Raw genomic sequence first — 17,701 nt, 5'->3', positions numbered from 1 at the left:
CCTCGTATTGCGGTTGAGAAGACCTCATGGTGCGGGAACGGACGCGCCGAGGAAAAGTGTTTCCATCGGTAAGCTCCCCGCGCCGGGGCGGTATTGGGAGGTGATGCCCCGGAATCTCGCGGGGTCCGGGCAGCTGCTCGACCCGGCGCGGCGCCCGATCGGACCCGCCGGAACCGGGCCGCCGCCGCAGAGCGGGTTCGGCAGGGAACCGGGTAGCCGTCGCCGTACGGATCGGCGACCGTCGCCGCATGACCGCATGACCGCATGACCGCATGACCGCATGACCGCATGACCGCATGACCGCATGACCGCATGGCGCATGGCGGCGTGGCCGCGTCGCCACTTGCCGCGGGGAGAGCGCCGCCCCGGTCGCGGACCTACTTCGACAGGGGTGCCGGCGGGGAGATCGGGGACGCCGCCACCGACTGCGGCGACGTGGTGGAGGCGTATGCGGAGGGGGCCGCCATGCCCGCCGTCGGGTCGCTCGCCGCCTGCTCCCCGCCGGCCTGCTGGGGCAGTCCGCCGACGATCCGCACGCCCGCCTCGTCGAAGGCGCGCTTGATGCGCCATCGCAGCTCGCGCTCCACGCCCAGCGCCTTGCCCGGCATGGTCTTGGCGGACACGGAGACCGTCATCCGGTCGATCAGCACCTCGGTCAGGCCCAGGACCTCGACCGGACCCCACAGCCGCTCGTTCCAGGGTTCCTCCTTGGCCATGGCGGTGGCGGCCTCCTCGATGAGTTCGCGCACCCGGCCCAGGTCCTCGGCCGGCGGCACGTTCACCTCCACCGAGGCGGTCGCCCAGCCCTGGCTCAGGTTGCCGATCCGCTTGATCTCGCCGTTGCGGACGTACCAGATCTCGCCGTCGGCGCCGCGCAGCTTGGTCACCCGCAGGCCGACCTCGATCACCTCGCCCGAGGCGACCCCCGCGTCGATCGTGTCGCCGACTCCGTACTGGTCCTCGAGGATCATGAAGACGCCGGAGAGGAAGTCGGTGACCAGATTCCGCGCGCCGAACCCGAGGGCCACGCCCGCGACTCCGGCGGAGGCGAGCAGCGGGGCCAGATTGATGTTGAGGGCGCCGAGGACCATCAGACCCGCCGTGGCCAGGATCACGAACGACGCGACCGACCTCAGCACCGAGCCGATCGCCTCGGAGCGCTGTCTGCGCCGCTCGGCGTTCACCAGCAGCCCGCCGAGGGCGGTGCCCTCCACGGCCTGGGCGCTGCGGTTCATCCGTTCTATGAGCTTGGTGAGCGCGCGGCGGACGGCGATGCGCAGCATGATCGCGATCACCACGATCAGCAGGATCCGCAGGCCCACGTTCAGCCAGGTGGCCCAGTTCTGCTCCACCCATCCGGCAGCTTCGTTGGCCCGCTCGGCGGCCTCGTCGAGACTGACGGGCGGATCGGACGGATCGGCGGCCAGGAACACGGGGGAACCTCCGGGTGTGCGATCGGCGGACCATCCACACTATCGGGGCATACGCCGTGCCTCCGGCGTTCTCCGCAAGGGAGAGACGAGGCTCACCGCGAGCGAGAGACGCGCCTCACCACAAGAGCGAGGCGTGGCTCACCACAAGGGGGAGACGCGCCTCACCACAAAGGGCAGACGCGGCTCACCACGGGGGAGAGACGCGCCTCACCGCGGCGACCTCGCGTCCGGCGTGATCCGGCCGCTGCCGTCCGTCGCCGAAAGGAAGCCCGCATCCGCTGTGGCCGAGCGCACACAAAATCCCTCCGGCCCGTTACGGGTACGTAGTGGCGCTTCGACCAGGCATGAGGAGAGACTGAGTACAGATCGTCCCGGCGCGAGCCACGCGCCGCCGGCGTACAAGGAGGCATCCGTGCCGCATGTCCTGGTCCTCAACGCGTCGTACGAGCCGCTCGGCGTCGTACCGCTCCGCCGCGCGCTCGTCCTCGTCCTCGAGAACAAGGCCGTCTGCCTCGAGGAGTCCGGCGCCTTCATGCACAGCGCGACCCGGGTGATCCCCGCGCCCAGCGTGGTCCGGCTCAAGCGTTTCGTCCGGGTCCCCTACCGGGGGCCCGTTCCTCTGACCCGTCGCGCGCTGTTCGCCCGCGACGGGGGCCGCTGCATGTACTGCGGTGGCGTCGCAACCAGCGTCGACCACGTCGTTCCGCGCAGTCGCGGCGGTCAGCACGTCTGGGACAACGTGGTGGCGGCGTGCCGCCGCTGCAACCACGTCAAGGCCGACCGGCACCTGCGCGAGCTGGGCTGGCGGCTGCGGCACCAACCCGCCCCGCCGAGCGGGCTCGCCTGGCGCATCATCGGCACCGGGCATAGGGACCCGCGCTGGCTGCCATACCTGCAGCCGTACGGCGCGGACGACGCGATGGCCCGGATCGACGGCATCTCCGCCTGAGGATCCGGGCCACTGTCGTGTGCGCGCGCTCCGGGCCACCGGGCGCGCGCTGCCGTGCCCGGCTCGGGGCGCCGCCGCCGGGGCGGTCAGGGTTCGCCGGCGCCCTGCTCCGACACCGCGTACCCCTCGACCGACCACAGCGAGTAGCCGAAGCGCGTCGCCCGCGCGTCACCCTGCACCCGGACGAAACGGGTTCCCGGCGCGTCCAGGCGGACCGACTCGTGGCCGCCCCTGCCGTCGCGGACGGTGGCGGCGGTGCGCCAGGTGCGCCCGTCGCCCGAGACCTGGATGCGGTAGCTCGCCGCATGCGCCTCCTGCCAGTGCAGGACCACCTGGCCCAGCCGGGCCGGCCGGGGGAGTTCCGCCTGCCACCAGGCGCCGTCCTCCGCGGGGGAGGACCAGCGGGTGCCGGGGTCGCCGTCCGTGGCGGCGGCGGCCGGGAAGTCGGGGGTCTCGTCCCCGGACGACGACGCCGCCGCCGTCCGGAACAGGTCGGGGCCGCCGGTCGCCGGGTAGGCCCGTACGGTCAGCGTGCTCTCCTCCCCTCCGAAGGCGAGCGGCACCTCGTACTCGCCCGCGGGGGTCCCCGGCGGCACCGTCACCTCGACGGGCACGGCCGTACGCCGGCCGCGGGGCGCCCGCACCTCCTTCGGCACGGCCACCCTGATGCCCTTCGGCGCCCTGGCGGTGAGCGCGCCGCGCACCTCGTCCGGCCGCTGGGCGTCGACGTACGCCTCGGTGCGCTGCGGGCCGCCGCCGATCGGCGCGTCCAGCTCGCCGCGGCCGAGGGCGAGCCGGGCCTGGGGCTCGTCGGCGAACCACGGCACGAGCGCGTGCACCGAGGGCGCCGCCGGTGCCCCGGTGATCCGGAGGGCGTCCGCGCGCAGCCCCCTCAGGCGGCTCTGGGTCCAGCCGGATGCCGCGAGCCCGCCGAGCGTCCGCCAGCCCTGGCCCGGGACATGCGCCTCCAGCGTGCCCGCGGCGCCGTCCGGACCGGGCTCGGTCATCGCGGTCACGGCCTCCACGGGCCGGGCGCGGTCCAGCCGGACCGTGTACGCGTCGCCGGTACGGGTCACCGGGCCCGGCCTGCGGTCGGCGCCCGTCCACGTCGCCGACTCCTTCGCCACCCGGGTGAGGAAGGGGTCGAGCACGCCCTTGCCGACGGTCACCTTCCCCCGGCCGATCTCGGTGCGCACGGGGGTGAGCGCCAGCGACGTCCGCCAGGCGGTCTCGCCGTCGCCGCGCGCCTGGGCCTGCAGCATGTCGACGGCGAGTTCCCCGGCGGTGCCGTAGCGCGCCAGCTGGTCCAGCCAGGGACCCACTTCGGCGTCGAGCGGGGCCAGCCGCTCCGGGGCCTCCCGCATCACGGTGAACGCCGCCCGCAGCCGCCGCGCCGCCTCGTCCCTGGCCTTGGCGTCGTCGGTGGTGCGCGAGCGCCAGAACTCGGCCATCAGGGGCTGGAGGTACGCGGACTCGGTGGAGCCGAGGATGGACGAGGTGTGGTTCCCGGCGAGCGCGCCGAGCGCCTCCCGGGTCCGCGGGTCGCCGCCCGCGAGGTCGTCCACCGCCGCGTGCCAGGACTCCTGGGGCCGGTAGCCCTTCGGGTTCCAGGCGTAGTCGGCTGCGGTGAACAGCGGGATGCGGGACACCGTCGGCTGCTCCATGGCGTTGGCGAGCAGCGCGGCGGAGCCGGACGCGACGGCCGGCTCCCGTCCGGTGTAGGGCCCGAGGAAGATGCGGCCCTGCGCATAGTCGTTGACGGGGTAGTTGTCCATGGTGACCATCGCGCGGCCGAACACCCGCCGGGCCCCGGCCAGTTCCCGTCCGGTGATGGTGCGCGGAACGACCCCGACCCCCGTCCAGGCGACCTGGACGGCGGGGTCCAGCAGCTCGGCGAGCGCCGTGCGGTACTCGGTCGCGCCGTCCTGGTAGAACTCCGTGGGCATCACCGTCAGCGGCTCGGCGCCGGGGTGGCGTTCGGCGAGGTGCCCGGCGATCTCCCCGGCGAGCCGCGCGTGCGCCCGGGCCGCGGCGCCCGGGCCGGAACCGAAGGTGTCGGGGTCCCGGCCGCAGTGCCACTCGCTGTAGCTGACGTCCTGGAACTGCAGCTGGAAGGCGCGCACACCGAGCGCCCACATCGCGTCGATCTTGCGCTTGAGCGCCTTCACGTCGTCGTCGGAGGCCAGGCACATGGACTGGGCGGGGGCGACGGCCCAGGCGAGCGTCACATGGTTGCGCCGGGCCCGCTCGGCCAGCTCGCGGAACTCGGCGCGTTGGGCGGCGGGGTACGGTTCGCGCCAGCGGGCCTGCCGGAACGCGTCGTCGCCCGGTGCGTAGAGGTAGCGGTTCTGTTTGGTGCGGCCCATGAAGTCGAGCTGCGCCAGCCGCTGCTGGTGGCTCCACGGCCGGCCGTAGAAGCCCTCGGTCACCCCGCGGACGGCCGTGCCGGGCCAGTCCCGTACGGCCACACCGGGCACGGTGCCGTTCACGGCGAGCTGCCGCAGCGTCTGGGCCCCGTGGAAGAGCCCGTCCGCGCCGACTCCGTCCACGGCGACGGTGTCGCGTCCGGCGATCCGGCCGGTGCCGATCCGGTAGCCGCCCCGGGGCAGATCGGCGCGTTCGGGTACCCGCAGGGCGCGCAGCGCCTCGAGTGCTCCGGTTCCGCCGAGACGGAGCAGCGTGCCGCGCCCGGGCAGCTCCGTGTGGACGTTCCGCACCCCGGCGGCGCGCAGCGCCTCGCGCACGGTCTCGACGGCGTAGGGGTCGGCGTCCGGGGCCGCCAGCAGCGTCACATCCTCACCCAGCGGCACGGCGGGCCCGGTGGCCCTGAGCGTCTGCGGACGGGGCCAGATCTGCGGCGGCGTCCCGGCGGCCTCCCGCTCGGGGGTGGCCGTGCTGGTGGAGCCGGGTACCTCCGGGGCGGCGAGGGCCCCGGGAGCCGTCCCCAGCAGCCCGCCGATCACGGCGACGGCGACGGCGGTCGCCGTCTGCTTCCTGCGCCCGAACCGCACGTCCGGTCTCCCCTCGACTCCCCGTGCCCCGTGAATCGGGATCGAGCCCACCACCGCGGTGGTGAAGGTGTCAATGCGGCTGACGGTTGTGTCGTATTTGCCCATCGGCGCGCGCGAGTCGCGAGCGGCCCGTCCAACTTCCCTGCGTGCAGCAGAATGTGACACGGAACACGTTGACGAGAGGTGTACGTCTGCGGCCGTGCCCACTGGGTAGGGCTGCGAATGTCCTGTTGCCCATCGTGAGGAGGCCCTCCGTGGCCGCACCCGCACAGCTTCTGCTCCCCGCCCTGTCCAAACAGGTTCTCGGCCCGCTGACCAGCGAGCCGCCGCTGACCTCGGTACCGCCCCTGACCGGCGAGCCGCCGCTCGCCGCCGGTCCGCTCACCAGCGAGCCGCCGCTCGCCGCCGCCCTGCCGCTCACCAGCGAGCCCCCTCTCGTGGACGCCGCCCCCCTCACCAGCGAACCCACCGCCACCGGCGACGCCGGGGGCTCGGAGTCCCCAGGAGTCTGAATGGGCCTGGCCCGGCTCGCCGCGCTGCACGGTGTCGCCACCACGTACTCGCCCTCGGCGGGCGTCACCGTCCCCGTCCCCGACTCCACGGTCGTCGCGGTGCTCGCCGCTCTCGGCGTGGACGCCGCCACGCCGGAAGCGGTCCGCGCCGCCCTCACGGCAGCCGAATCCGCGGCCGGGGAACGGCTGCTCCCGCCGACCGTGGTCGCGTGGCTCCCCGCCACCGGGCCTCCCCCCGTCGCCGTCCCGCCCGGCTCCCGGGTCCGCGTGGACCTGGAGGACGGCGGCCTGCTGGAATGGCGCGAACTCGCCCCCGGCGCACCCGCACCGGAAACCGGCGGCAATCCGGCCGCGGAGCGTCCCGCCCCCGCCGGGGGCGGCCCGTCCGCGGCGCACCGCTGGGCGCAACTGCCCGCCGGGGTGCACCGGCTGACTGTCAGGACGGACGGCGGACGCACCGGCAGCGCCGCGCTCGTCGTCGCCCCCGAGGCCGTGGACCAGCCCGCGGAGCGGGTCCACGGCTTTCTGGTGCAGCTGTACTCGCTGCTGTCCGCACGTTCCTGGGGCATGGGCGACCTCGGGGACCTCGGCGAGCTGGCGTCCTGGGCCGGCCGCTGTCTCGGATCGGGATTCGTGCAGGTCAACCCGCTGCACGCGGCCGTGCCCGGCGAGCCGGCCGACCCGTCCCCCTACCGCCCGTCCTCGCGCCGCTTCCCCGACCCGGTGCATCTGCGGATCGAGGACATCCCCGAGTACGCGTACGTCACCGGCCAGGACCGGTACCGGCTGGACGCGATCCTGGAGAAGGCCGCCGAACTGCGCGCCTCCGTCCTGGAGAAGGGCGCGCTGATCGACCGGGACGCCGTGTGGCGGCTCAAGGCCCGGGCGCTGGAGCTGGTGGCGCGGGTTCCCCTCGGTCCCGGCCGCCGGGCCGCGTACTGCGCCTATCTGGCCGAGCGGGGCCGGGCGCTGGACGACCACGCCACCTGGTGCGCCCTCGCCGAGGTGCACGGCCCCGACTGGCACACCTGGCCCGAGGGCCTGCGCGACCCGCGCTCCCCGGAGACGGCCCGCGCCCGCGGGGACCTCATGGACCGCGTCGACTTCCACTGCCGGCTCGCCTGGCTGACGGACGAGCAGCTGGCGGCGGCCGCGGCGGCGGCCCGCGGCGCCGGGATGGCCGTCGGGATCGTGCACGACCTCGCGGTCGGCGTGCACCCGGACGGCGCGGACGCCTGGGCCGAGCAGGACGCCTTCGCCGCGGGCATGTCGGTGGGCGCCCCGCCCGACGCGTTCAACGCCCGCGGCCAGGACTGGGGCCTGCCGCCCTGGCGGCCCGACGTCCTCGCCGCCTCCGGCTACGCCCCCTTCCGGGGGCTGCTGCGCGGGCTGCTGCGGCACGCGGGCGCGCTGCGCCTCGACCACGTCATGGGCCTGTTCCGGCTCTGGTGGGTCCCCGCCGGAGCCCGGCCCACCGAAGGCACCTACGTCCGCTACGACGCCGAGGCGATGCTCGCCGTCCTGGTCCTGGAGGCCCGCCGCGCCGGGGCGGTCGTGATAGGGGAAGACCTGGGCACCGTCGAGTGCGGCGTGCGCGAGGCGCTGTCGCGCCGGGGGGTGCTCGGCACGTCCGTGCTCTGGTTCGAACGCGACTGGGCGGGCGGCGGCCGGCCGCTGCCGCCCGAGGACTGGCGCGAGGGCTGTGTGGCCACGGCCACCACCCACGACCTGCCGTCCACCGCGGCCCGCCTCACGGGCGAGCACGTGGCGCTGCGCCACCGGCTGGGCCTGCTCACCCGGCCGCTGGACCAGGAGCGCCGGGAGGACTCCGCCGAGGTGGCCGAGTGGCGCGCGTGCCTGGCCCGGCTCGGGCTGCTGCCGGAGGGCAGCCACGACGAGGAGGGCGGGATCCGCGCGGTGTACCGGTTCCTGCTGCGGACCCCGGCCCGCATGGTGGGTGTCTGGCTGCCGGACGCCGTGGGGGACCGGCGTCCGCAGAACCTGCCCGGTACCTGGGACCAGTACCCGAACTGGCGGCTGCCCGTCGCGGACGCCGCCGGCCGCCCGATGACCCTGGAGGACCTGGCCGCCTCGCCGAGGCTGCACGCGCTCATGGGCGTGTTCCGGCCGGAGCCCGCGCCCCGTTCGGGCACCCCGGGCGCGCGGCCGTCCTAGCCGTTCGCTACGTTTGCCCCGTGGACAAGAAGAACGCCCTGCGCACCGGCGCCGTCGCGGCCGGTACGACGCTGATGATGCTGCTCATGTCGTCCCCCGCGCTCGCTCTGACCCGTGACGACGGCGACGACCCGGGTACCGGTCTGAGCGTGGCCGAGACGCTCGGCCTGTTCGTCGTGGCGCCGATCGCGCTGTTCGTGCTGATCGCGGGCCTGGTGATGGTCCTCGACAAGTCCGACCGGCCCGGCAGGAAGCAGGCCTGACCTCCTGACGCCCGGCCCGGGAATCCGGGCCCGCGGGCGCCGCGGACGCGGCGCCGCACCGTGGAACGCCGCGAGGGCGCCGTACGGTACACACCGTGCGGCGCCCTCGTGCCGTCCACGGCACGGTGGTGATCGGCCCGGTGGTGATCGGCTCGACAATGATCGGCCCGGCGGTTACCGGCCGGGTGGTGACCGGCCGGCGGCCGTAGCGCGGGGGCGGGTCGGCAGTCCGCCGCCTGCCGGGCGCCGGTCAGGCCCCGGTGGCGTTGAGCAGCTTCCGCAGCAGCCCCGCGAGCTGCTCCGCCTCGGACTCGTCGAGGGCCGCCGCCAGCGCCTCGCGCTGCACCGCGAGCCCGGCCCCGACGGCACCGTCCACCACCTCGAGGCCGCGTTCGCTCAGCGTCACCCGCAGCCCGCGCCGGTCGTGCGGGTCCGGGCTCCGGCTGAGCAGTCCGGCCCGCTCCAGCCGGTCCAGCCGCCCCGTCATGCCGCCGGTGGTCAGCATCAGCGTCTCCGACAGCCGGCGCGGCGAGAGCGTGTAGGGCTTTCCCGCCCGCCGTAGCGTCGCGAGCACGTCGAACTCGCCGCGTGAGACGCCGTACGGCTTGTACGCCCGGTCGATGCGCTGGGCCATGGTGCCGGACAGCCGGTAGATCCGTCCGAAGACGGCCATCGGGACCGTGTCCAGATCGGGGCGCACGGTGGCCCACTGTGCGGTGATGGCGTCCACGGGATCGGCTGCCGAGACTGCTGGGGATGCCGAGTTCGTCGAGGAGCTCGTGGCCGCCGGGGCCGACGAGGCCGCCGGGGCCGACGAGGATTTCGAGGAGGAGGTCATCGCACCATTTTCGGCCAACGTCCGGTCGCTCACAAGCAAGCTGCTTGATGATTAGTAGCTCACTAGCAAGTAGCTTGATGCTAAGCTACTTGCTAGTGAGCTACCCATGCCGCCGCCGTCCCGAAGGGGCCGAAGTGCCGTCCCGAAAAGCCCCCCTCATCGCCCTCGTCGCCGTGACCGCGCTCGCCCCGGTCGCCTGGGGCTCCACCTACGCCGTCACCACGGAGCTCCTGCCGCCGGACCGCCCCCTCTTCACCGGGCTGATGCGCGCCCTGCCCGCCGGACTGGCCCTTCTCGCGCTGACCCGCACGCTGCCGCGCGGCGCCTGGTGGGGAAAGGCGACCGTGCTCGGCGCGCTCAACATCGGGGCGTTCTTCCCCCTGCTGTTCCTCGCCGCGTACCGCCTGCCCGGCGGGGTCGCCGCGGTCGTGGGCTCGGTCGGGCCGCTGTGCGTCATCGGGCTCGCGGCGCTGCTGCTCGGCGACCGGCCGAGCGCACGGGGGCTTCTGGCCGCCGTCGCCGCGGTCTTCGGGGTGAGCCTGGTGGTCCTCCGGGCCGGCGCGGCCCTGGATCTCGCCGGAGTGCTGGCCGGGCTCGCGGGCGCGGGGTCGATGTCCGCGGGGACGGTGCTGACCAAACGCTGGGGCCGCCCCGAGGGCGTCGGCCCGCTCGCGATGACCGGCTGGCAGCTCACCGCCGGCGGACTGCTGATCGCCTCGCTGGCCTGGCTCGCCGAGGGACCGCCGCCCGCGCTCGACGGCCGTGCCCTGGCCGGGTACGCCTATCTCGCCCTGGCCGGCACCGCCGTCGGCTACTGGCTCTGGTTCCGCGGCATCGAGCGGCTCACCGCCACCTCGGTGACGCTGCTCGGCCCACTCTCACCGGTCACCGCGGCCGTGATCGGCTGGGCGATGCTCGGTCAGGAGCTGACGCCGCTGCAGCTCACCGGCATGGCGATCGCGGTCGTCGCCACGGTGGTGGGGCAGATCCCGACCGGCAGACCGCCCGGCGTCACCGCGGCGACCGGACGCGGGGACCCGCCGGCGGGAGGGCGTACCGGCGCCCCCGCGGCGGCCCCCGCGACCCGGGTCCGCTGAGCGGCCACGCGGGCACCGGTCGCATGCCGTCGACGGCATCCGGCCGGTGCCCACCGCCCGGCGCAGTCCTCCCGCCACCGCCCCGCCCGCCGGTCCGGGCGGCAGGCGATGTGCGGGCGGGGTCACAGCCCGCCGGTGAAGAGGAGCCGGTTCGGCGACCCGCGGGTGATGCTCCGCACGACGTTCTTCGTGGACTGGGCGATGAGCCAGTCGGCGACCTCCTGCGGGCCGGCCGCGGGGTGGGCCGCCTTGTAGAGCGCGGCGACCCCGGCCACGTGCGGTGCGGCCATCGAGGTGCCGTTCATCGACGTCGTGCCACCGCCCATCCGCGCGGACGTGATGTCGCTGCCCGGGGCGTACAGCCGGAGGCACTCGCCGTAGTTGCTGTAGTCGGTCTCGGTGTCCGCCGTGTCGGTCGCACCGACCGTCAGGACGTTCGGCGCGCTCGCGGGCGAGACCCCGCACGCGTCCTCCGCGGAGTTGCCCGCCGCGACGACGGGCAGCACCCCGCTGTCGAAGACGGCCCGGGCGGCGGCGTTGGCGGAGGGGGACACGGGGCCTCCGAGGGAGGCGTTCAGCACGGCGGGGTGCCGGGCGTTCTTCGCCACCCAGTCGAGGCCCGCGATGATCCTGGACCAGGCACCCTCACCCTCGCAGTCGAGCACCCGGACGCTGACCACATGGGCCTGCGGCGCCACCCCGTACGCGGCCCCCGCCACCGTCCCCGCGACATGGGTGCCGTGGCCCTCGCAGTCCTGGCCGCGGCGCCCGTCGCCGATGGCGTCGAACCCGGCCACGGCCCGGCCGCCGAACTCGCTGTGACCGTAGTCGATCCCGGTGTCTACGACGTAGACCGTGACGCCCCAGCCCGTCGACGTCGCGGTGAACTGCCCGTCCAGCGGCAGGGCCCGCTGGTCCGCGCGGTCCAGTCCCCAGCTCGCGGCCTGCCTGCGGAACGCCGTGGCGACGCCCGGGTCCGCGAGACGGGCGGCGGACGGGACGCGCGGCCCCTCGGGGAGCCCGCGCGCGGACACCCGCGCGTCCTCCTCCACGGCCGCCACGCCCGGTGCGAGCCGCAGGGCGTTGAGCTGGGCCGCGTTCAGCGTCGCGGAGAACCCGCGCATGGCCCGGTTGTAGGTGTACCGGCGCTTCACACCCGCGTCCCGGGCGACCGCGGCCGGGTCGGCGCCCTCCCGGAGGGAGACGATGTAGCTGCCCTTCACCGGCTCGGACGACCGGTACAGCGGGGCGGGGGTCGGCCCCTCCGTGCCGGCCGCCGCGGCCGGTCCGGGGGCTGCCGCCGACACGGCGAGCAGCAGAGCGGCGACCGCGCGGCGCGCGAACAGTCGCATGGGGACTCCCATCCGATCGACGATGATCACATCACCGTTTCTCGACCCGGTCGCGCCGCCGCTTGAGCCCTTGTCAGCCGATCGCCGGTCCGCGTGCACCGATCTCCCCCGACTGCTCCACTCACCCGGAGGCGGGGCGCCCACCCGGGTGGCGGGCGGCCCGCCGGGCGGGTACGAGGGCGGGCCCGGCGCCCGGCGAACGGTGACGAGGGCGGCCCGGGCGTTCGCCGGGCGGGTACGAGGGGGCGGCCCGGGCGGCACCGACGGCCCGCCCGGGGGGCTCGGGCCCTCGGCCCAGGAGCCGCCCGGCCCGCCCGCTCAGGACGCCTGCTGCTCCGCCGCCAGGCCCTGCAGATACCGCATCAGCGTCATCAGCACGTCCCTGCTCGACGACCGCTGCCGGGCGTCGCAGGTCACGATCGGCACCGACTCCGGGAGATCGAGCGCCCCGCGGAGCTCCTCGACCGGGTGGTCCGGCGCGTCCGGGAAGGAGTTGACGGCCACGACGAACGGCACGGACCGCTCCTCCAGCCGGCCGATGACGTCGAAGCTGACCTCCAGCCGCCGGGTGTCGACCAGCACCACCGCGCCCAGCGCGCCCTCGAACAGCCCGCGCCACAGGAACCAGAAGCGCTCCTGCCCCGGCGTGCCGAACAGGTACAGCACCAGTTCCTCGTTGACGGAGATCCGGCCGAAGTCCATCGCCACGGTCGTTGCGTTCTTGCCGCCGATGCCCGAGGTGTCGTCGATGCCGACACCGGCCTGGGTCATCGTCTCCTCGGTGGTCAGCGGGCGGATCTCGCTGACCGATCCGACCAGCGTCGTCTTGCCGACCCCGAAGCCGCCCACGATCACCACCTTGACGGCGGCCGCGGCCGTCTCGGGCAGCGCGTCCTCGCTCCGCGGCCCGGTCGTCCGTACCGGCTGCTCAGAGCTTCTGAAGTCCATCGATCACTGCCTCAATCAAAGCGCGGTCGGGGAGTCTGGCGGGTGGGACGGGCGCGCGTGCGACCACCCGTCCTCCGGCGAGGAGGTCGCCGAGCAGGACGGTGACGACGCTGACCGGGAGCCCCGAGTACGCGGAGACCTCCGCGACGGACAGGGGCGACTGGCACAGCTCGAGAATCGCCGCGTGCTCCGGCTGCATGCCGGGCTTCGGCCGGGACCTGGCCACGATCAGCGTGACCAGGTCGAGTTCGACGGGGGCGGACGTGCTGCTGCGGCCGCCGGTGATGACGTACAGCCGCTCGGGACTGGCCTCCTCCCAGTCCCCGCCGCCCGGGTGGCTCACCTGGCCGCACCGTCCTGCCGGGGCGGGCTGCTCAGGTGGGCGCCGATCCGCAGCACCAGGTCGCGCATCCGCTGGCCCATGAGTCCGGCGTCCACGCCCTCGTCGGCGAGCACGGCGAGGAAGGCGCCGGCGCCGGCGGCCATCAGGTAGAAGAAGCCCCCGTCCATCTCGATCACGACGAGCCGCATCCGGGCGTCGCTGTGCGGGAGTTCGGCCCCCACCGCGGCGGCGAGGGACTGGAGGCCCGCGCACGCGGCGGCGAGCCGGTCGGCGGTGTCGGTGTCCGTGCCGTACTGGGCCATGCGCAGACCGTCGGCGGAGAGCACGACCACGTGCCTGGTCTGCGGCACGCCTTCCGCGAGGTCCTTGAGCATCCAGTCCATGTTGGCCTGCTGCTGAATCATGGCTGTGTGTTCCCCTTGCTGGCGTCGGTGGGCTCCCCGGACAGGCCGCTCTGGAAGGCGGCCAGCCACATTCCGGGCTGCACCTGCGGAGTGGGCTCCTGCTGCGGAGCCGGGTCCGGCGTGGACGACGCCGGCGTGTTCGGGGCGGCGGGCGGGACGGCGGGCGTCCTGCGGCGCCGCTGGGGGAGGCCGTTCGGCGTCCGCTCCACCACCACCGGGTCCGGCTCGGACGTCACCGGCCCGGTGGCCGGCCGCCGCGGGGCGGGCACCGGAGCCGCGCCGCGGGCCGGGGTGCTCGGCGCGGCCTGGGCCGCCTCCGGCGGGAGGGTCGTCCGGGGCACCGACGCGGCTCCGATGCCGTGGGCGAGACCGGTCGCCGCCGCGGTCGTGGTGATCAGGTCCTGCGGCACGACGAGGACCGCGCGCACGCCGCCGTACGCGGACGGCCGCAGCGAGACCTGGAAGCCGTAGGCCTGCGCCAGCCGGCCGACCACGGCGAGGCCGAGGCGCGGCGTCTCACCGAGGTCGTTGAGGTCGATGCCCTGCCGGGCCTGGCTCAGCATCCGCTCCGCACGCTCGCGGGCCTCCTCGCTCATGCTGACGCCGCCGTCCTCGATCTCGACGGCGATGCCCGACTGGACGTCGACGGCGGTCAGATGGACCTTGGTCTGCGGCGGGGAGTAGCGGGTCGCGTTGTCGAGGAGCTCGGCCAGCGCGTGGATCAGCGGCTCGACGGCGGGGCCGGTGACAGCCACCTCGGAGACGGAGTGCAGCTCGACGCGCTGGTAGTCGATGATCCGCGACATGGCGCCGCGCAGCACGCTGTACAGGGGCACGGCCCGGCTCCACTGGCGGCCGGGCCTGGTGCCGCCGAGCACCGCGATGGAGTCGGCGAGCCGGCCGATCAGCGCGGTGCCGTGGTCGAGGCGGAGCAGGTCGCCGAAGACCTCGGGCGACTTGCCGTGCCGGTCCTCCATCTCCCTGAGCTCCTGGGCCTGCCGGTGGACGATGGCCTGAACCCGGCGGGCGATGTTCACGAAGGCGCGCTGGGCGGACTCGCGCAGGTCCTCCTCGGCGACGACGGCGTCGAGCACGGTGCGGACGACGGCCCGGTGGGACTCGGGGGCGTCGAGCGAGGCGAGCACGTCCTCCGGGAACTCGCCCTTGCGCAGCCGCTCCACGACGTCCGGCAGCAGGGTGCCGGCGAGGTGCGCCGTACGGGAGGCCTGCTGGGCCAGTACGGAGTCGCGTTCGGCGACGGCACGGCGCAGCGAGCCGATCATCCTGCCGCGGCGGGCGGCCTCGGCGCCGACGGCGGCGAGCGCGACCGCGGCGACGGCTCCGAGCACCGCGACGGGGCCCCGGGCCGGGGCGGGGGCCAGCAGCACCGTGACCACGGTGCCGACGACTGTCAGAGTGGCGGGCAGCAGCCACCCGAAAGCGGCCGCGGGGCGCGGGTTGCCACTTCCGGGCGACGATTCCTCACGGATCATCAGCACCCTTGAATCATCCGAACCGAAACGATCATATGACGACGGTGAGGGAGCATAGTCGTTTGTGCGAACGGCTGTTGACGCATGGTCACACTTCAGACAGGCGGCCGACGGCGCTCTCCGGACATACGAGAGGGCGCCCCGGACACGATGGTTCCGGGGCGCCCTCCAGCGCGTCGTACGGGGCTCGCGGCCCCGCAGGTCAGGACGCCGCCGCGTCCGCCGCGCGGGCCTTCAGGGCCCGCTCCACACCGGCGCGGGACTCCAGGACGAGCCGGCGCAGCGCCGCGTTCGGGGCGGCGGAATCCAGCCATGCGTCCGTCGCGTCCAGCGTCTTGGCCGACACCTGGAGCGCGGGGTAGAGGCCCACCGCGATCTGCTGGGCGATCTCGTGGGAGCGCGACTCCCACACGCCCTTGACCGCCGAGAAGTACTTCTCCGTGTACGGGGCAAGCAGCTCGCGCTGGTCGGTCTGGACGAACCCGCCGATGACGGCCTCCTGCACCGCGTTCGGCAGCTCGCCGGTCCCGACGACCGACTCCCAGGCCTCGGCCTTGGCCTCCGGCGTCGGACGGGCCGCCCGGGCCGTCGCCGCGTGCCGCTCACCGGCGGCCGTGCGGTCCCGCTCCAGCTCGGCCGCGATCTCCTCCTCGTCGTATACCCCGGTCGCCGCCAGCCGCTCCACGAACGCCCAGCGCAGCTCCGTGTCCATGGCCAGGCCCTCGATCGAGTCACGGCCCTCCAGCAGCGCCTGCAGCAGGTCCAGCTGCTGCGGGGTGCGCGCGGTCGCGGCGAAGGCCCGCGCCCACGCCAGCTGGTGGTCGCTGCCCGGCTCCGCCGCGCGCAGATGCGCCAGCGTCGCGTCGGTCCACCGGGTCAGCCCCGTCTCGCGCCACTCCGGAGCCGCGTACAGGTCCAGGGCGAGCTTCACCTGCCGGTGCAGCGACTGCACCACGCCGATGTCCGACTCCTTGCCGATGCCCGACAGCACCAGCGACAGGTAGTCGCGGGCGGGCAGCTCGCCGTCGCGGGTCATGTCCCACGCCGAGGCCCAGCACAGGGCCCGCGGCAGCGAGTCGGTGAAGTCGCCCAGGTGCTCGGTGACGGTCCTGAGCGACTCCTCGTCCAGGCGGACCTTGGTGTACGTCAGGTCGTCGTCGTTGAGCAGCACCACCGCCGGGCGGGGCCTGCCCACGAGTTCCGGCACCGCGGTGAACTCGCCGTCGACGTCCAGCTCGACGCGGTGGGTGCGCACCAGCCTTCCGGCCTCGTCCAGGTCGTAGGCGCCGATGGCGATGCGGTGCGGGCGCAGCAGCGGCTCGCCCTTCGCGCCCGGCGGCAGCGCCGGGGCCTCCTGCTTCACCGCGAACGAGGTGATCGTCCCGGCCGCGTCGGTGTCCACCACCGGCCGCAGGACGTTGATGCCGGCGGTCTCCAGCCAGGCCCTGGACCAGGTCTTCAGATCGCGTCCGCTGGTCTCCTCCAGCGCGGTCAGCAGGTCGGTCAGCCGGGTGTTCCCGAAGGCGTGCCGCTTGAAGTACGCCTGGACGCCGCGGAAGAACTCGTCCGTGCCGACGTAGGCGACGAGCTGCTTCAGCACCGAGGCGCCCTTGGCGTAGGTGATTCCGTCGAAGTTGACGAGCACGTCGTCCAGGTCGCGGATCTCGGCCATGATCGGGTGCGTGGACGGGAGCTGGTCCTGCCGGTACGCCCAGGTCTTCATCGAGTTGGCGAACGTCGTCCACGCCTGCGGCCAGCTGGAGCCGGGCGCGTGCGCCTGGCAGGCGACCGACGTGTAGGTGGCGAACGACTCGTTCAGCCACAGGTCGTTCCACCACTCCATGGTGACCAGGTCGCCGAACCACATGTGCGCCAACTCGTGCAGGATGGTCTCGGCGCGCGTCTCGTACGCCGCGTCCGTCACCTTCGAGCGGAACACGTACTGGTCCCGGATGGTCACCGCGCCCGCGTTCTCCATCGCGCCCGCGTTGAACTCCGGCACGAAGAGCTGGTCGTACTTGGCGAACGGGTAGGCGTAGTCGAACTTCTCCTGGAACCAGTCGAAGCCCTGCCGGGTGACCTCGAAGATCGCGTCCGCGTCCAGGAACTCGGCCAGCGACGGGCGGCAGTAGATGCCGAGCGGGACGCTCTGCCCGTCCTTCTCGTAGGAGCTGTGGACGGAGTGGTACGGACCCACGATCAGGGCGGTGATGTACGTGGAGATCCGCGGGGTCGGCTCGAAGTGCCAGACGTTGTCCTTGGGCTCCGGCGTCGGCGAGTTGGAGACCACGGTCCAGCCCTCCGGCGCCTTCACGGTGAACCGGAACGTGGCCTTCAGGTCGGGCTGCTCGAAGTTGGCGAACACCCGGCGGGCGTCCGGCACCTCGAACTGGGTGTAGAGGTAGGTCTGCTGGTCCACCGGGTCGACGAACCGGTGCAGGCCCTCGCCCGTGTTGGTGTACGCGCAGTCCGCGACGACGGTCAGCTCGTTCGGGCCCTCGTGCAGATGCCGCAGGGCGATCCGCGAGTCCCGGAAGACCGCGGCCACGTCCTGCGGACGGCCGTTCAGCACGACCTCGTGCACCGCGGGGGCCACCAGGTCGATGAAGGTCTCCGCGCCGTGTTCGGCGGAGTCGAAGCGCACGGTGGTCGCGGACCGGTAGGTGCCGCCCTCCTGCGCCCCGGTGAGATCGAGGTCGATCTCGTACGAGTCAACGGTGATCAGGCGCGCCCGCGCCTGTGCCTCTTCGCGGGTCAGGTTTGTGCCAGGCACCCGGTCATCTCCTCGTTTCTGCGTCCTCGGTATGCGACGTTTCGGCCCATCCTTCCACGGGCCCCCCACGGCCCGCCCGTCCCCCGGCGGACTCCACGGGCGGGCTCCCC

At 74.2% G+C, this 17,701-nt stretch carries 15 protein-coding genes; 6 read left to right on the top strand and 9 right to left on the bottom strand.

Annotated features, from left to right (window positions below; all coding sequences use genetic code 11):
• Window positions 1–377: 377 nt before the first annotated feature.
• Window positions 378–1,433, bottom strand: coding sequence for a mechanosensitive ion channel family protein (locus DDW44_RS08555; RefSeq protein ID WP_017944863.1), 1,056 nt, complete (start codon window positions 1,431–1,433; stop codon window positions 378–380).
• Between the two features lie 412 nt (window positions 1,434–1,845).
• On the opposite strand from DDW44_RS08555, the gene DDW44_RS08550 reads away from it, so the two are divergent.
• On the top strand, window positions 1,846–2,382 hold the full coding sequence (locus DDW44_RS08550; protein ID WP_017944864.1) for an HNH endonuclease: 537 nt from the start codon (window positions 1,846–1,848) through the stop codon (window positions 2,380–2,382).
• 86 nt (window positions 2,383–2,468) lie between these two features.
• Here DDW44_RS08550 and DDW44_RS08545 read toward each other — a convergent pair whose 3' ends face one another.
• On the bottom strand, window positions 2,469–5,393 hold the full coding sequence (locus DDW44_RS08545) for a glycoside hydrolase family 84 protein (RefSeq protein ID WP_108908764.1): 2,925 nt from the start codon (window positions 5,391–5,393) through the stop codon (window positions 2,469–2,471).
• A 254-nt stretch (window positions 5,394–5,647) separates the two neighbouring features.
• Here DDW44_RS08545 and DDW44_RS08540 point away from each other — a divergent pair, with 254 nt between their 5' ends.
• From DDW44_RS08540 to DDW44_RS08530, 3 genes are read left to right on the top strand one after another with little or no spacing between them, the layout of a single operon-like run.
• Window positions 5,648–5,905, top strand: a complete 258-nt coding sequence (locus DDW44_RS08540) for a hypothetical protein (RefSeq protein ID WP_108906047.1) — start codon at window positions 5,648–5,650, stop codon at window positions 5,903–5,905.
• A complete protein-coding gene (gene malQ / locus DDW44_RS08535; RefSeq protein ID WP_108906046.1) occupies window positions 5,906–8,080 on the top strand; it encodes a 4-alpha-glucanotransferase in 2,175 nt (724 codons plus the stop codon).
• 20 nt (window positions 8,081–8,100) lie between these two features.
• Complete coding sequence (locus tag DDW44_RS08530) at window positions 8,101–8,343, top strand: hypothetical protein (RefSeq protein ID WP_017944868.1); 243 nt, start codon at window positions 8,101–8,103, stop codon at window positions 8,341–8,343.
• Between the two features lie 250 nt (window positions 8,344–8,593).
• On the opposite strand, the gene DDW44_RS08525 is transcribed toward DDW44_RS08530, so the two are convergent.
• A complete protein-coding gene (locus tag DDW44_RS08525; RefSeq protein ID WP_017944869.1) occupies window positions 8,594–9,073 on the bottom strand; it encodes a MarR family winged helix-turn-helix transcriptional regulator in 480 nt (159 codons plus the stop codon).
• Between DDW44_RS08525 and DDW44_RS31995 the strand changes: the two genes are divergently transcribed.
• Window positions 9,063–9,236, top strand: a complete 174-nt coding sequence (locus tag DDW44_RS31995) for a hypothetical protein (protein ID WP_167455480.1) — start codon at window positions 9,063–9,065, stop codon at window positions 9,234–9,236. The two genes, DDW44_RS08525 and DDW44_RS31995, sit on opposite strands and share 11 nt — an antisense overlap.
• 79 nt (window positions 9,237–9,315) lie before the next feature.
• Window positions 9,316–10,278 carry an EamA family transporter gene (locus DDW44_RS08520; protein WP_108906045.1) on the top strand — a complete coding sequence of 321 codons (963 nt, stop codon included), beginning with the start codon at window positions 9,316–9,318 and terminating at the stop codon, window positions 10,276–10,278.
• 122 nt (window positions 10,279–10,400) lie between these two features.
• On the opposite strand, the gene DDW44_RS08515 is transcribed toward DDW44_RS08520, so the two are convergent.
• From DDW44_RS08515 to pepN, 6 genes are all read right to left on the bottom strand, one after another.
• On the bottom strand, window positions 10,401–11,630 hold the full coding sequence (locus DDW44_RS08515; protein ID WP_208647946.1) for a S8 family peptidase: 1,230 nt from the start codon (window positions 11,628–11,630) through the stop codon (window positions 10,401–10,403).
• Window positions 11,631–11,948: 318 nt separating this feature from the next.
• On the bottom strand, window positions 11,949–12,578 hold the full coding sequence (locus DDW44_RS08510) for a GTP-binding protein (protein ID WP_017944873.1): 630 nt from the start codon (window positions 12,576–12,578) through the stop codon (window positions 11,949–11,951).
• Window positions 12,559–12,921, bottom strand: coding sequence for a DUF742 domain-containing protein (locus DDW44_RS08505; RefSeq protein ID WP_017944874.1), 363 nt, complete (start codon window positions 12,919–12,921; stop codon window positions 12,559–12,561). Before DDW44_RS08505 ends, DDW44_RS08510 begins: the two co-directional genes overlap by 20 nt.
• Window positions 12,918–13,325 carry a roadblock/LC7 domain-containing protein gene (locus DDW44_RS08500; protein ID WP_017944875.1) on the bottom strand — a complete coding sequence of 136 codons (408 nt, stop codon included), beginning with the start codon at window positions 13,323–13,325 and terminating at the stop codon, window positions 12,918–12,920. Before DDW44_RS08500 ends, DDW44_RS08505 begins: the two co-directional genes overlap by 4 nt.
• Window positions 13,322–14,818 carry a sensor histidine kinase gene (locus DDW44_RS08495; protein ID WP_244224191.1) on the bottom strand — a complete coding sequence of 499 codons (1,497 nt, stop codon included), beginning with the start codon at window positions 14,816–14,818 and terminating at the stop codon, window positions 13,322–13,324. The genes DDW44_RS08500 and DDW44_RS08495 overlap by 4 nt, the downstream gene beginning before the upstream one ends.
• 202 nt (window positions 14,819–15,020) lie before the next feature.
• On the bottom strand, window positions 15,021–17,591 hold the full coding sequence (pepN, locus tag DDW44_RS08490; protein ID WP_108906042.1) for an aminopeptidase N: 2,571 nt from the start codon (window positions 17,589–17,591) through the stop codon (window positions 15,021–15,023).
• Window positions 17,592–17,701: the final 110 nt, after the last annotated feature.

Source organism: Streptomyces tirandamycinicus, assembly GCF_003097515.1.
Taxonomy (GTDB): domain Bacteria; phylum Actinomycetota; class Actinomycetes; order Streptomycetales; family Streptomycetaceae; genus Streptomyces; species Streptomyces tirandamycinicus.
This window is presented reverse-complemented; position numbering and strand designations above follow the sequence as displayed.

Coding starts and splice junctions, on each gene's coding strand:
- DDW44_RS08510 (WP_017944873.1), bottom strand. CDS start 12,578: ATGGACTTCAGAAGCTCTGAGCAGCCGGTACGGACGACCGGGCCGCGG.
- DDW44_RS31995 (WP_167455480.1), top strand. CDS start 9,063: ATGGCGTCCACGGGATCGGCTGCCGAGACTGCTGGGGATGCCGAGTTC.
- malQ (WP_108906046.1), top strand. CDS start 5,906: ATGGGCCTGGCCCGGCTCGCCGCGCTGCACGGTGTCGCCACCACGTAC.
- DDW44_RS08495 (WP_244224191.1), bottom strand. CDS start 14,818: ATGATCCGTGAGGAATCGTCGCCCGGAAGTGGCAACCCGCGCCCCGCG.
- DDW44_RS08500 (WP_017944875.1), bottom strand. CDS start 13,325: ATGATTCAGCAGCAGGCCAACATGGACTGGATGCTCAAGGACCTCGCG.
- DDW44_RS08515 (WP_208647946.1), bottom strand. CDS start 11,630: ATGCGACTGTTCGCGCGCCGCGCGGTCGCCGCTCTGCTGCTCGCCGTG.